The organism is Amycolatopsis sp. NPDC004378, from assembly GCF_053602455.1.
In genome coordinates, this window is record NZ_JBSGDR010000003.1 from 664,083 (window position 1) to 677,338 (window position 13,256).

The following is a 13,256-nucleotide window of genomic DNA, read 5'->3' on the forward strand; positions in this document are numbered from 1 at the left end:
CCGCGTTCGACCGCGCCGATCGCCTGGCCGTTGAGCCGCACTTCTCCGCCACCAGGAGCGTTGTCGCCGAAGATCGTATCGCTTATCGTATACGACACTGCTCCCCTCCCGACGCTGCGAGGTGACCCCGTGTCCGCCCCCACGACCCTCATCGCCCGCGACTTCACCGAGTTCCGCACCGCTGTCTCGCAGTCGTTCGTCCCGCTGCACGTCACGGCGGGCGGTGACGGCTTCCGCGGCCGGATCCGCTCGTCGGCCGCCGACGAGGTCCAGGTCTCCGAGGTCACCGCGTCGCCGCACGTCGTCGAGCGCACGCCCGAGCTGATCGCGCGCGGCGAACGGCGCTACTACAAGCTGAGCCTGATCCTGGCCGGCACCGGGCTGCTCGTGCAGGACGACCGCCAGGCCGTGCTGCGCCCCGGCGACGTCGCCCTCTACGACACGCACCGGCCGTACTCGCTGGTCTTCGAAGAGGACTTCCGCACGCTCGTGGTGATGTTCCCGCAGCGGCTGATCGACCTGCCCGCCGACCTCGTCGGGCGGCTGACCGCGGTGCGCATGTCGGGCAAGGAAGGCGTCGGCAACGTCGTCGTGCCCTTCCTCGCCCAGCTCGGCGGCAACCTCGAGCAGCTGGCCGGCCCGGCGGGCGCGCGGCTCGCGCACAGCGCCGTCGACCTGCTCTCGACGCTCGTCGCCACCGAACTGGACCTGGCCCACGACGACCCGCACCACGAGCTGATGCGCCGGATCCGCGCGCACATCGACGCCAACCTGCACTCGGCCGACCTCACCCCGGCGCGCATCGCGGCCGAGCACTTCATCTCCACGCGGCACCTGCACGGGCTGTTCCAGGAGCAGGGCACCACGGTCGCGGGGTGGATCCGCACCCGGCGGCTCGAGCACTGCCGCCGGGACCTGCTCGACCCGGTGCACGCCGGCCGCCCGGTCGCGGCCATCGCCGCGCGCTGGGGGTTCGTCGACGCCGCGCACTTCAGCCGGGTGTTCAAGAGCGCGTTCGGCCGGGCGCCGAGCGAGCTGCGCCGCGAGTTGACCGTCAGCGTCCGGTAGTTGCCCCGCAGCGCGTGACCGCTCGCCTCGCCGCCGGGCGGGCCCGACGATGACGCCATGCCCGAAGCCCCCACCGACGGCTGGCGCACCTACGACGAGTTCGCCGCCGGGATCGCCACCTACCGCCTGCCGGACGCCGACCTCACCGGCCGCGACGTCACGCTCACCCTCGACGACGGCGAAGTCCTCGCACTGAGCTTCAAGGACGCCGGACAGGTCGTCTGCAACGGCGTCGAAGACCCGTACGACGCGGTCGCCGTGCGTGACGACGTGTTCTTCGTGAACCTGCCGCTCACCAGCGTCGACGGCGAGGCGCTCACCGTCGTCTACTCGACGACGACCCATCGCGCGCTCGCCGTCCGCTCGGTGATCGGCGCGGAGGACGTCGTTCCCCGGGTGTCCCAGAGCTTCCAGTCCGGTGTCACGGACGGCGGCACCCCCACCGGCGTCGCGCCCGGGCCCTCGCGCGACCTGATCGGCAAGCGGAACGTCTACCGCTACAGCCCCGAACACCTCTACGAGCACGTCTACATCTCGTCGGAGCGCTACGCCTGGCAGTGCCTCGAAGGCGTGCAGCGCGGGCACGGCGACATGGACCTCTCGACGGTCTGGAAGTTCGCCGACGGCCTGTACCTGTTCTGCTTCCGCGAGTTCCGCATCGCCGTCGCGAGCGTGTGGCTGCACGACCTCGGCTACGCGCTGCGCACCACCGGCGTCTTCCTCGGCCTGACCGGCGACGGCCGGTCGGAGCACTCCCGCGCCGGCGGGCACATCTACCCGCTGGGCTCGGTGGCCTACCCCGACGCCCAGCCCGTCTGAAGGAGCCGCACGTGTCCAATGTGGACGTCATCCGCGCGCACTACGCCGCCAGCGACCGGGGCGACCTGCCCGGCATGCTCGCCCCGCTCGGCCCGAAGACGACCTGGACCGAGGCCGCGGGCTTCCCCTACGCCGGCACGTACACCGGCCCCGGCGAAGTCCGGGAGCACGTCTTCGAGGCGATCGGCCGGGACTGGGACGGCTACACCTTCACCCTCGCCGACCTCCTCGACGCCGGCGACACGGTGGTCGGCGTCGGCACCTACACCGGCACCCACGTCCGGACCGGCCGGTCCTTCACCGCCCGCGTCGCGCACCTGTGGCGCTTCGAGGGCGGCCAGGTCACCTCGTTCGAGCAGATCGTCGACTCCGCGCCCGTCGTGGCCGCGGCCCGGGAGCAGTCATGAGAAAGATCCTTCCCACCCTGGCGGTCGCCCTGCTGGCCGTCGCCGGCTGCGCCGGGTCCGAAGCCGGCGGCTCCGGCCCGGTCGTCGTCGGGTCGGTCAACGCGCTGAGCGGCGCGGCCACCTTCCCCGAGGCCTCGCGGGCGGCGAAGGCCGTGTTCGACGCGGCCAACGCCGCCGGTGGCGTCAACGGGCGGCAGATCGAGTACAAGGCGATCGACGACAAGGGTGACCCGGCGGCCGCCGCCGCGGCCGCCCGCGAGGTCGTCGGCGGGGACGGCGCCGTCGCGCTCGTCGGGTCGTCGAGCCTCATCGAGTGCGAGATCAACGCGAAGTACTACGAGCAGCAGAAGATCCTCTCGGTGCAGGGCATCGGCGTCGACCCGGCGTGCTTCTCGAGCCCGAACATCGCGCCGGTCAACGTCGGCCCGTTCCACGACATGACGCTCACGCTGCTCTACGGCTCGGAGACGCTGAAGCTCGACAACATCTGCGCGCTGCTGGAGATCGCGGGCAACACGCTCCCGGCGTACCAGGCCGCGATCGACGAGTGGACGAAGATCACCGGCAAGAAGCTGAAGTACGTCGACGCGACCGTCCCCTACGGAGGGTCGGACTACACCTCGTACATCGTCAAGGCGCGGGCCGCGGGCTGCCGGGCGATCACCGTCAACCCGGTCGAGCCCGACTCGATCGGCCAGCTCAAGGCCGCGCAGGCGCAGGGCTGGAACGACGTCACGTGGCTGCTGCTGACCAGCGTCTACAGCGAGAACTACGCCAAGGCGATCTCGAACGCGGGCGCCGGCGTGTACGTGCCCGCCGAGTTCTACCCGTTCACCGACGCCGGCAGCCCGCAGACGAAGGACTGGCGCGACCTGATGACGAAGAACGGCATCCCGCTGACGTCCTTCAGCCAGGGCGGTTATCTGGCGGCGAAGTACTTCCTCGACGTCGTGCGCGGGATCAAAGGCGACATCACCCGCGAGTCGGTCACCAAGGCCCTGCGCGAGATGAAGCCGGTCAGCGACCCGATGGTCGGGACGCCGTACGTGTTCGGGCCGGCGCAGACGCACCACGACAACACCGCGGGCTGGCCGATCAAGCTGGCCACCGGCACGAACAAGTGGGAGCTGGCCGGGCAGGACTGGCTCCGGATCCCGAAGCGGTAGGAGGACGTTCATGCTGCAGGGCGCTCTGGCCGGTCTCGCCGCCGGCGGCCTCTACGCGGTGCTCGCGGTGTGCCTGACGCTGATGTCGCGCCTGGTGCGCGTGGTCAACTTCGCGCAGTCCGCCACCGGGATGTTCGGCTGCTACGTCGCGGTGTTCCTCGCCGTCCACTGGGGACTTCCCGAAGGGCTGGCGACGGTGGCCGGGATCGTGCTCGGCGGCGCGCTGAGCGCCGTGCTGGGCTGGATCGTGTCGACGTGGCTCGCCGAGGCGGACACCGGGACGCGCTCGGCGGTCACGGTCGCGGTGCTCCTGCTGCTGATCTCGCTCGCGTTCATCCTGTTCGGCACCAAGCCGCAGCCGTTCCACCCGCTGCTGGCCGGGCCGGCGTTCACGGCCGGCGGTGTGGTGGTCAGCCAGGTCACCGTGGTGACGGTCGTGCTGGCGGTCCTGGTGGCTCTCGGCTGCCGGGTGGTGCTGGCGCGCACGACGCTCGGCGTCCGGCTGCGGGCCCTGTCGGAGCGGCCGACGACGGCGGAGCTGCTGGGCATCCCCGCCCGGCCGCTCTCGGTCGGCGTCTGGACGGCGACCGGGGTGATCGCGACGCTCGCGGTCTCGATCGTGGCGCCGTCGCAGTCGAACGACCCGACGTCGCTGGCGATGCTCGTGGTGCCGGCCGCCGCGGCCGCGCTGCTCGGGAGCTTCCGGCGGCTCGATCTCGCGGTGGTGGGCGGGCTGGTGCTCGGGATGGCGCAGGGTGCGGTCGCGCAGTCCGACCGGCTGTCCGTGCTGCGCTACTTCCTGCCGTTCTTGGTCATCGTCGCGCTGCTGCTCTGGACGCAGCGCAAGGAGGTGTGGGATGCGGCTCGCTGAGCGGTTCCTGCCGTTCGCCGTCGCGGCCGTGGCCGTGGGGATCGGCTACGCGCTGAGCGTCGGGCTCGCCGGGTACTTCGTCTACCTCGGGGTGAGCGCGGTCGTCGCGGCCATCGCCCTGCTCGGGCTCGGCGTCGTGACCGGCACCGCCGGGATGATCTCCCTGTGCCAGCTGACGTTCGGCGCGGTGGGCGCGTTCGTCGTCTCGGCGTGCAACGTCGCGGGCGTGCCCGGCGGGTTCGTCGGGTGGCTGCTGCTCGGCGGCCTGGCCGCGGCCGCCGCCGGGGTGCTCGTCGGGCTGCCCGCGCTGCGGCTGCGCGGGATCACGCTGGCCGTCGTCACGCTCGGGCTCGCCGCGGCCGCCGACCTGACGCTGGTCCAGATCCAGTTCCCCGGCGCGACCGACGGGCTGCCGGTCGAGCGGCCGGAGGCGTTCTCCGACGACCGGTCGTACTTCCTGTTCGCGGTGCTGGTGCTCGTGGCCTGCGGGCTGGTCGTGCACTTCCTGCGCCGCGGGCGCTGGGGCAGCAGCTGGCACCTCGTCGCGTTCTCCGAGCGCGGCACGGCGGCCGTCGGCGCGGGCGTGCGGACGTCGAAGCTGACGGCGTTCGCGGTCAGCGCCGCGCTCGGCGGGATCAGCGGCGGCCTGCTCACCGGGCAGGTCGGGCTGGCGTTCCCGGCCAGCTTCACCGCGATCCAGTCGCTCGCGCTGTACGTCCTGGCGATCATGTCCGGCGCGCACCTGATCGACATGGCGGTGTTCGGCGCCCTCCTCTGGGTCGCGGTACCCGAACTGCTGAAACGCTGGGGCGTGCCGCAGGACTGGGGGTTCGTGATCTTCGGTGTCCTCGGCATCCAGGCCCTCGCCGGCCGCGGCAACCTCGGCACGGCCGTCCGGAACCTCCGGTACCGCTCTCGCGTGCCGGCCGGCCTCGGGCTCACGGAAGTCTCCGAGGTCGAGCCCCTGCCGCCCGGCGACCCCGTGCTGGAGGTCCGCGGGCTGAGCGTCTCCTTCGGACACGTCCGCGCCTTGTCCGAAGTGGACATCTCGGTACCGGAACACGGCGTACTGGGCGTCATCGGGCCCAACGGTGCCGGGAAGTCCACCTTGGTCGACGTCATCAGCGGCTTCCTCCCGCAGGCGACCGGAACCGTGACCCTCGACGGCCGTCCGCTGACCGGCTCACCGACGCGGCGGGCCCGCGCCGGGCTGCGGCGGACGTTCCAGCAGGACCGCGTCCCGCCCGGCCTGACGGTCGGCGCCTACGTCCGGTTCGTGGCCCGACGGCGGCTTTCCGGCACCGAAGTCGCCGACGCGCTCGAGTTCTTCGGCTGCCCCTCGCCGCGCACGCCGCTTTCGCGGGTCGACGCCGGGGCGCGGCGGCTCGTCGAGGTCGTCGGGCACCTGCTGGCGCGGCCGCGGGTGCTGCTGCTCGACGAGCCGGCGGCCGGGCAGCCACACGAGGAGCACGTGGCGTTCGGGCGGCGGCTGCGTCAGGTCCCCGCGCGGTTCGGCGTGTCGGTGCTGCTCATCGAGCACGACCTCGACCTCGTCCGGTCGGTGTGCGACCGGCTGACGGTCCTCGACTTCGGCGAAGTGCTGGCCGGCGGGCCGCAGGCGGACGTGCTGGCCGACCCGGCCGTCCTCAAGGCGTACATGGGTGAAACGGAGCTGCTGTGAACGCGTTGCGAGTCGACGGCCTGACGGTGAAACGCGGCGCCGGCCCCGTGATCCGCGACGTCTCCCTGACCCTCGAGCCCGGCCGCATCACGGCGCTGGTCGGGCCGAACGGCGCCGGGAAGACCAGCCTGCTCGAGGCGGTGTCGGGGGTGGTGCCGTGTGCTTCCGGCCGCGTCCACCTGGGCGACGTCGACGTCACGCGGCAGTCGCGGGTGGCGCGGGCGCGGCTCGGGCTGGCGCACATCGAGCAGGGCCGGGCGGTGTTCCCCGGCCTGACCGTGCTGGAGAACCTCCGCCTCACCGCGCGGACCCCGGCCGGGCTCGACGCCGTGCTGGAACTGTTCCCCGAGCTGGACAAGCGCCGCGACTCCCCCGCGGCGCTGCTGTCCGGCGGCGAGCAGCAGATGGTGGTGCTGGCCCGCGCCTTCGCGGCGCGCCCGGCGTTCCTGCTCATCGACGAGATGTCGCTGGGCCTGGCGCCGGTGGTCTTCACCCGCCTGCTGCCGGTGGTGACGCGGTTCGCGGCCGAGGGCACGGCGATCCTGCTGGTGGAGCAGTTCACGCAGGCCGCGCTCGGGGTGGCGCAGGAGGCCCTGGTGGTCTCCTCCGGCCGGGTCACGTACGCGGGGGACGCCCGGACCCTGCTGGACTCCCCCGCGACGTTGCACACCGCTTACCTCGGGTCGTGACTCACATGCCGGCGCGCTCGAACGCCAGGGTGGGCAGGTCCACGGCGTGGGCGCCGCCGTCGGCGACCAGGACCGCGCCGGTGATGTACGACGACTCCGCCGACCCGAGGAACCGGACGATCGCCGCGATCTCCTCGGGCTCGGCCGGGCGGCGCAACGGGACTTCGGCGGTCACGCGGCGGTAGCCCTCGTCGTGGCCGCCCGTGAAGCCGGCCGCCGCGGCGAACTGGTCCATCTCGCCGTCCGCCATCGGCGTGCGGACCCAGCCCGGGCAGACGGCGTTCGCGCGGACCCCGCGCGGGCCGAAGTCGCGGGCGATCGAGCGGGTCAGGCCGATCAGGGCGTGCTTCGCGACGGTGTACCCGGCGACGTTCGGCCCGGCGAACAGCCCGGCCAGCGACGACACGACGACGACCTGCCCGCCGGTCCCGACCAGTGACGGCAGCGCGGCCCGGCAGAACACGAACGCACTGGACAGGTTCGAGCGCAGGGCCAGCTCCCACTCGTCGTCGCCGGTGTCGACGACCGAGGACAGGCCGTGCCCGCCGGCGTTGGCGACCACGACGTCCAGCCGCCCGTAGCGGCCGATGATCTCGGCGATGGCGTGCTCGGCGTCTTCGCGCACGCTCGCGTCGCAGACGATGGCGTGGGCGCCGGCCACCTTCTCCAGGGGCTCGCGCCGCCGTCCCAGCACCACGACCTGCGCGCCTTCGCTCAGGTAGCGGCGGGCGACCGCGGCGCCGATGCCGGTGCCGCCGCCGGTGATCGCGACGACCGTGTCCGATGTGTCCACTGTGGATCCTTTCTAGGCGGGGAACGCCGAGCGGGCCGACATCCCGAAGTCGGCCAGCAGGGCTTGGCCGTTGACCGGCCGGGAAGCGGGAGACGCGAGGAACAGCACCTGCCGGGCGACGTCGTCGGCCTGCTGCACGGGGAACGCGGGGTCGTCGAGGACGTCGCCCAGGTCGCCGCGCGCCATCGGCGTGTCGACGACCGACGGGCAGACGCAGTTGACCCGGACGCCCGGCACCTCGACGGCCAGCGCCCGCGTCATGGCCACGACCGCACCCTTCGACGCGCAGTAGGACACCATCCCGGGCGCGGCCGTGAACGCCGAGTCGCTGCCGAGCAGCACGACCGAACCGCCGTCCGAAAGGTGCGGCAGCGCGTGCTTGACCAGCAGGAACTGCCCGGTGACGTTGACCGCGAGCACCGCGGCCACCTCGGCCGCGGTGGTCCCGGCGAGCGGCTTGCCGACGGGTCCGGAGATCCCGGCGCACCCGACGACGACGTCGAGCCCGCCGAGCCGGCCGGCGATGGTGTCGACGGCGGTGGCCAGAGCTGGCTCGTCGGTGACGTCCGCGATCTCGACGCCGTCGCCGGGCGCCCGGTCGATCACCCCGACCCGCGCGCCCTCCTCCCGGAACGCCCGCACGCACGCCAGGCCGATCCCGGACGCCCCGCCCGTCACCAGCACCGCCTTCCCGGCCAGTTCGGTTCGCATGCGCCCATCCTCACCGCGGGCGCGTCCCGGTGGTTGGCGTCGAGCGCAGCCTTGTTGTCCGCCCCCGCACGAGCGGTTCCCCGCGGCCCGGCGGCGCGCGAGACTGACCGGGGTGAGCACTCTCTCCGACACCTCGACCTGGCTGCCCCTCGACGGCCTCGCCCCCGGCTTCGACGCGAACAAGGCGCCCGTGACCGCCGACCTGGACGACCGCCAGTTCGTCCTGCGCGACGACGACGGCGTCGTCTTCACCGGGAACGTCGGCGAAACGTTCCTCGTCGACGACGGCCTGTACTACGTCCAGCTGCCTCCCGGCGACCGCGAGACCGGGTCGCTGGTGCTCGACCTGCGCGAAGGCCGCGCCCTGGTGGTCACCACCCGGATCGGCGGCACCGGCACGCCGCGCGTCACCCAGGAGTTCCGCCCGGCGACGATCGACGGCGTCGAGGTCCGCGGCGAGCCGATGGCGCCGAGCACCGCCCTGATCGGCCGGCGCGTGGTGTGGGTCTACAGCGAGGAGCACGCCTACGAGCACGTCTACCTCAGCCCGCACTGGTACACCTGGCAGTGCCTGGCCGGCCCGGAGCGCGGCCTGGCCGACACCGACGAGAACACCGTGTACCAGGTCCGGCCGGGCATCCACGTCTTCGCCTGGCGGGAGAAGGTCATCCCGTGCGCCTCGGTGACGATCGCCGACCACCGCACCGCGCGCAGCCTGCGTTCGCACGGCGTCCTCTTCGGACTCGACGCCACCGGCGAACACCCGACGCAGTTCACCTTCGGCGCGCACGGCCGCCTGCTGAGCACGACCGTGCACCCCGACGGCCTCGACCCCGCGGAGAGCTGATGGCCGCCGACCTGCTCCTCACCAACGCCGTGGTGTACACAGTGGACGCGGCGCGACCGTGGGCGTCTTCGCTGGCCATCGCCGGCGGCAAGATCGTCGCGCCGGACGACGCCGGCCCGGGCACCGAGGTCCGGGACCTCGGCGGGGCTTTCGTCATGCCCGGCCTGGTCGACGTGCACAACCACCACGCGATGGCGGGCCGGGCGGACCTGTTCGAACTCACCTTCGGCGCCGAAGCGGGCTTCGACGAGATCCTCGCCCTGGTCCGGGCACGCGCGCAGTCGCTGGGTCCGGACGAGTGGCTGACCGGCGGCGCCTGGGCGTCCACTTTGGTCTCGAAGCTGTCGACGTCCGCTGCTCGGCGCGCCCTCGACGACGCGGCGGGCGGGCGCCCGGTCTCGCTGGCCGACGACAGCCGCCACAACCGCTGGGTGAGCAGCCGCGCCCTCGAACTGGCCGGGATCACCGGGGCCACGCCGGACCCGGCCGGTGGCGTGATCGTCCGCGACGGCGACGAACCCAGCGGCCTGCTCCTCGAAGCCGCGGGAGTGGCCGTCGAGCGGGTGACCGGCACCCTCACCGCGGACCAGCACCGGCGCGCGTCGCAACGCGCGATCGAGATCCTGCACGGCTACGGCGTCACGGCGTTCCAGGACGCCGGGGTCTCCACGGACATCCTCGGCGCGCTGAAGTCCCTCGACGACGCGGGCGAGCTGGCCGCCTGGGTGGTGTCGTCGCTGCTGGTCAACGACCCGATCTTCGGCTTCGACCCGGTCGGCGCGCCGCTGCTGGAGGTGGCCGGGAGCTACCGCACCCCGCACCACCGGCCCGACTTCGTGAAGATCTTCCTCGACGGCGTCCCGCCGACGCGCACGGCGGCGTTCCTCGAGCCGTACCTGCCCGACGACGTCCACGGAGGCCACCACCACGGCACGACGACGATGCCGCCTGAGGAGCTGACGGACTGGCTGCTGAAGGCAGCGTCGGCGGGCTTCTCGGCGAAGGTGCACTGCACCGGCGACGCGTCCGTGCGCCAGTTCCTCGACGCCGTGTCGGCGGTCCGGGCCGCGGGCTACGCCGGCACGCGGTTCCAGGTGGCGCACGGCCAGTTCGTGCACCCGGACGACCTGCCGCGGTTCGCCGAACTGGGCGTCGCGGCCGACATCTCCCCGTTCCTGTGGGTGCCCGGCGTGATCCCGGAGGCGATCGCGGACGTGCTGCCGGCCGGGCGCGCGTCGCGGATGCAGCCGAACCGCACGCTGCTGGACACCGGCGCGCTGGTCGCGGGCGGGTCGGACTGGCCGGTCAGCGAGTCCCCCAACGCCTGGGAGGGCATCGCGGGCCTGGTCACGCGCCAGGACCCGCACGGCCGCCGGCCGGGTGCGCTGTGGCCGGAGCAGGCGATCTCGCTGGCCGAGGCGATCGAGGTGTTCACCCTGGGCGGGGCCCGTGCCTGCGGTCTCGACGACGTCACCGGGGCGCTGACCCCCGGGCGTTCGGCGGACTTCGTCGTGCTGGACCGGGATCCGTTCAAGACCGCGGAGGTGGCCGGGACACGGGTGGCCGAGACGTGGTTCGCGGGACGGCGCGTGTTCGAACGCTAGCCCGGCGCGGTACCCGCGGGTAGTTTCTCCTACACTGGTAGAGAAACCAGTGCGGGAGGTGCCGGGTGCCCAAGATCATCGACCACGACCAGCGGCGCAGCGACATCGTCGACGTCACGTGGGACCTCATCGTGCGCGGCGGGATCGAGGCCGCGACCATGCGGGAGATCGCGGCCGCGGCCGGGTTCGCCAACGGCGCGCTCAAGCTGTACTTCCCCAGCAAGGAAGACATCATCGCGGCCACCTACGAGCGCGCGCTGGACATGATGCGCCAGTACGTCGACCTCGAAGGCCTGCGCGGCCTGAAAGCGCTCCGCGAAATCTGCGTGTCGTCCATGCCGATCGACGAAGAACGCATCGTCGCCGGGCGGGTGCTGCTGATCTTCTGGCAGATGTCCCTGGCCAACCGGAAGATGCACGACAAGTACCTCGAGCACGTCCGCGAGTGGCGCGGCCTGCTGCACCGCTTCCTCGCCGAGGGGCGCGAAGACGGCGACGTCGTCACCGGGACCCCGGACGAGCAGCTCGTCGACGAGATCGTCCTGCTCAACGCCGGCGCCAACGTCATGAGCCTGGTGGCGGGCGAGTTCTCCACGGTCGAGCTCCAGCACCGGCACCTGGAGTCCTTCCTGGAGCGGCTCACCCGCCCTTGACCACTCAGGCGAAGATCCCCCGCAGGTACGCCGCCACCTCGGCGTGCGAGCGTGCCGAGGCCGGCAGGTCCGTGTACAGGCCGTAGAAGCCGTGGATCTGCCCCGCGTACCGGTGCACGTCCACCGCGACCCCGGCTTCGGACAGCCTGCGGGCGAACGCCTCGCCCTCGTCGCGCAGGACGTCGTACTCCGCCGTCAGGACCAGCGCGGGCGGCAGGCCCGAGAGATCAGGCGCCCGTGACGGCAGCAGGTAGGGATCGTCCACAAGCGCCGGGTCCGGGACGTACTGGGCGAAGAAGAACCGCATCGCGTCGGCGGTCATGCCGTAGCCCGTCGCGAAGTCCGCATAGGACGCGAAGCCGTCGTCGGGGTGGCTGAACACCGGGCAGATCAACACTTGCGCGGCGATCGGCGGGCCACCACGGTCGCGGGCCATCAGCGAGACCACTGTGGACAGGTTCCCGCCCGCACTCTCGCCGCCGACCGCGATCGCACCGGGCGCCACTTCAGGCCCCGCACCACCCGCCGCCAGCCATTCGAGCACGGCGTAGCAGTCCGCCGGCGCCGCCGGGTACGGATCCTCGGGCGCCAGCCGGTACTCGACCGCCGCGACGGCGACGGACGCGGCCGCACAGACCGCCCGCGAGGCGACCTCGTTCTCGTCGACCGAGCCGATCGTCCAGCCACCGCCGTGGATCCAGACGAACACGGGCACCGGACCGGCCGCCTCCGGCAGGTAAAGCCGAACCCGGACGCCACCCGGCAGGTGATGCTCGGTCACCGACGCGACCTGCGCGAACGCACCCGGCCGAGGCCGGGACGCGGCGAACGCGGCCCGCAGCTCGACGGCCGTCATCGGCCGGCCGGGCCCTTCGGGGGCGCGGGCGAGCATCTCCCGCACCGCGGGGTCGAGGCCCATGGTCACACCGCTTCCGCGACGAGGACCCGCGGCGAACCCGGCAGCGTCAGCCGGTCCACCGGCCGCCAGCCGGCGCCCGAAAGCCAGCCGCGGACGTCCGCCTCGGGGTACACGACCGTGCCGTCGATGACCAGGTACTCCCCCGCGTGCAAGGCGTCGAGCGAGCGCGGCACCTCGTCGTCGTCCAGGAAGAAGTCGAGCAGGAGCAGTCGCGCACCCGGCGCCGCCGCGGCCCGCGCGTGCCGGAGGATCGCCCGGTTCTCGTCGACGGAGAACCGGTGCACGACGTGGTTCACCATCACCAGGTCGAACTCCCCCTCCGGTTCGGCGTCCGGCGTCGCCGCCCCGACGACGTTCGTGCGGCCCGCGAACTCCGCCACGGCTTCCGTCACCGAAGGCACGGAACGCGGGTCGTAGACGAAGGTCGCGTGCAGGACGTCGTTGGCCCGCAGTGCTTCCAGGGCGAACGCGGCCGAAAGGCCACCCAGGTCGAGGAGGTTTTTGCAGCCACCGATGTCGAAAACACGTCCCAGCTGCCGAGCGTGTAGGCCGTTATACACCATGACCCCGCCCAGGAAGGTGTCCCAGCGGTCGCCGGCGAGGTCGAGGTCGCCCGGTTCACCGGTGTCGGTGGTGTGCGGAAACTGCTGCCAGTGCGGGTAGCTGATCGTCTCGAGGAACGTCAGGAACGGGGCCAGCTCGCCGGTGCCGAGGTATGCCTCGGTGTCGGGCGTCAGGGCGTACCGGCCGTCCACACGGGACAGCAGGCCGAGGGAAGCCAAGGTGTCGCCGAGGATCCGGGTGATCGTCGACGGCCGGCCCGTCCGCTCGGCCAGCTCCGCCGCGCTCAGCGGACCGGCGACGAGGGCCGGGAACAGGCCGATCCGGTTGGCGGCGAAGAGCTGCTGGGCCGCCATGTAGCCGACGGCGACGTCGACGATGCGTTCGGGTGTGGCCGGGGTGGTCGTCACGGGGTCGTCCTCCTTCTGTCCGTCCGGACACTCTACATACGTAGATAAAAGAGTCCA

At 72.6% G+C, this 13,256-nt stretch carries 14 protein-coding genes; 10 read left to right on the forward strand and 4 right to left on the reverse strand.

The features are described from left to right. Positions 1 to 129 precede the first annotated feature (129 nt). From ACWEN0_RS14675 to ACWEN0_RS14705, 7 genes are read left to right on the forward strand one after another with little or no spacing between them, the layout of a single operon-like run. Positions 130 to 1,068: an AraC-like ligand-binding domain-containing protein gene (locus ACWEN0_RS14675; protein WP_451973176.1), complete on the forward strand. Its 939-nt coding sequence runs from the start codon at positions 130 to 132 to the stop codon at positions 1,066 to 1,068. 57 nt (positions 1,069 to 1,125) lie between these two features. Next, positions 1,126 to 1,887, forward strand: a complete 762-nt coding sequence (locus ACWEN0_RS14680; RefSeq protein ID WP_451973178.1) for a MoaF C-terminal domain-containing protein — start codon at positions 1,126 to 1,128, stop codon at positions 1,885 to 1,887. 11 nt (positions 1,888 to 1,898) lie between these two features. Beyond that, positions 1,899 to 2,294, forward strand: a complete 396-nt coding sequence (locus ACWEN0_RS14685) for a nuclear transport factor 2 family protein (protein WP_451973180.1) — start codon at positions 1,899 to 1,901, stop codon at positions 2,292 to 2,294. After that, positions 2,291 to 3,460: an ABC transporter substrate-binding protein gene (locus ACWEN0_RS14690; protein ID WP_451973182.1), complete on the forward strand. Its 1,170-nt coding sequence runs from the start codon at positions 2,291 to 2,293 to the stop codon at positions 3,458 to 3,460. Before ACWEN0_RS14685 ends, ACWEN0_RS14690 begins: the two co-directional genes overlap by 4 nt. A gap of 10 nt (positions 3,461 to 3,470) precedes the next feature. After that, entirely contained in the window at positions 3,471 to 4,331 is an 861-nt protein-coding gene (locus tag ACWEN0_RS14695) for a branched-chain amino acid ABC transporter permease (protein WP_451973184.1), read from the forward strand. Further along, the gene (locus ACWEN0_RS14700; RefSeq protein WP_451973186.1) at positions 4,318 to 6,012 is read left to right on the forward strand and encodes a branched-chain amino acid ABC transporter ATP-binding protein/permease; all 1,695 of its coding nucleotides are present in this window, start codon (positions 4,318 to 4,320) and stop codon (positions 6,010 to 6,012) included. The genes ACWEN0_RS14695 and ACWEN0_RS14700 overlap by 14 nt, the downstream gene beginning before the upstream one ends. Next, positions 6,009 to 6,701 carry an ABC transporter ATP-binding protein gene (locus ACWEN0_RS14705; protein ID WP_451973188.1) on the forward strand — a complete coding sequence of 231 codons (693 nt, stop codon included), beginning with the start codon at positions 6,009 to 6,011 and terminating at the stop codon, positions 6,699 to 6,701. The genes ACWEN0_RS14700 and ACWEN0_RS14705 overlap by 4 nt, the downstream gene beginning before the upstream one ends. Before the next feature lies 1 nt (position 6,702). Here the strand turns inward: ACWEN0_RS14705 and ACWEN0_RS14710 are convergent, their stop codons facing one another. Further along, positions 6,703 to 7,494, reverse strand: a complete 792-nt coding sequence (locus tag ACWEN0_RS14710) for an SDR family NAD(P)-dependent oxidoreductase (protein WP_451973190.1) — start codon at positions 7,492 to 7,494, stop codon at positions 6,703 to 6,705. Between the two features lie 12 nt (positions 7,495 to 7,506). After that, positions 7,507 to 8,205, reverse strand: a complete 699-nt coding sequence (locus ACWEN0_RS14715; protein ID WP_451973192.1) for an SDR family NAD(P)-dependent oxidoreductase — start codon at positions 8,203 to 8,205, stop codon at positions 7,507 to 7,509. 112 nt (positions 8,206 to 8,317) lie between these two features. On the opposite strand from ACWEN0_RS14715, the gene ACWEN0_RS14720 reads away from it, so the two are divergent. The 3 genes from ACWEN0_RS14720 (at position 8,318) to ACWEN0_RS14730 (ending at position 11,309) form a co-directional block, all read left to right on the forward strand. Then, positions 8,318 to 9,052: a MoaF C-terminal domain-containing protein gene (locus tag ACWEN0_RS14720; protein ID WP_451973194.1), complete on the forward strand. Its 735-nt coding sequence runs from the start codon at positions 8,318 to 8,320 to the stop codon at positions 9,050 to 9,052. Continuing rightward, the gene (locus ACWEN0_RS14725) at positions 9,052 to 10,656 is read left to right on the forward strand and encodes an amidohydrolase (RefSeq protein ID WP_451973196.1); all 1,605 of its coding nucleotides are present in this window, start codon (positions 9,052 to 9,054) and stop codon (positions 10,654 to 10,656) included. The genes ACWEN0_RS14720 and ACWEN0_RS14725 overlap by 1 nt, the downstream gene beginning before the upstream one ends. A gap of 65 nt (positions 10,657 to 10,721) precedes the next feature. Beyond that, a complete protein-coding gene (locus tag ACWEN0_RS14730; protein WP_451973198.1) occupies positions 10,722 to 11,309 on the forward strand; it encodes a TetR family transcriptional regulator in 588 nt (195 codons plus the stop codon). A gap of 4 nt (positions 11,310 to 11,313) precedes the next feature. On the opposite strand, the gene ACWEN0_RS14735 is transcribed toward ACWEN0_RS14730, so the two are convergent. Together ACWEN0_RS14735 and ACWEN0_RS14740 are read right to left on the reverse strand one after the other, a co-directional pair. Beyond that, entirely contained in the window at positions 11,314 to 12,234 is a 921-nt protein-coding gene (locus ACWEN0_RS14735) for an alpha/beta hydrolase (protein WP_451973200.1), read from the reverse strand. Then, positions 12,231 to 13,199: a methyltransferase family protein gene (locus tag ACWEN0_RS14740; RefSeq protein WP_451973202.1), complete on the reverse strand. Its 969-nt coding sequence runs from the start codon at positions 13,197 to 13,199 to the stop codon at positions 12,231 to 12,233. Before ACWEN0_RS14740 ends, ACWEN0_RS14735 begins: the two co-directional genes overlap by 4 nt. Positions 13,200 to 13,256: the final 57 nt, after the last annotated feature.

Bases quoted from the DNA above. Each gene is read 5' to 3' on its own strand.
- ACWEN0_RS14680 (WP_451973178.1), top strand. From the start codon at position 1,126: ATGCCCGAAGCCCCCACCGACGGCTGGCGCACCTACGACGAGTTCGCC.
- ACWEN0_RS14690 (WP_451973182.1), top strand. From the start codon at position 2,291: ATGAGAAAGATCCTTCCCACCCTGGCGGTCGCCCTGCTGGCCGTCGCC.
- ACWEN0_RS14695 (WP_451973184.1), top strand. From the start codon at position 3,471: ATGCTGCAGGGCGCTCTGGCCGGTCTCGCCGCCGGCGGCCTCTACGCG.
- ACWEN0_RS14700 (WP_451973186.1), top strand. From the start codon at position 4,318: ATGCGGCTCGCTGAGCGGTTCCTGCCGTTCGCCGTCGCGGCCGTGGCC.
- ACWEN0_RS14715 (WP_451973192.1), bottom strand. From the start codon at position 8,205: ATGCGAACCGAACTGGCCGGGAAGGCGGTGCTGGTGACGGGCGGGGCG.
- ACWEN0_RS14725 (WP_451973196.1), top strand. From the start codon at position 9,052: ATGGCCGCCGACCTGCTCCTCACCAACGCCGTGGTGTACACAGTGGAC.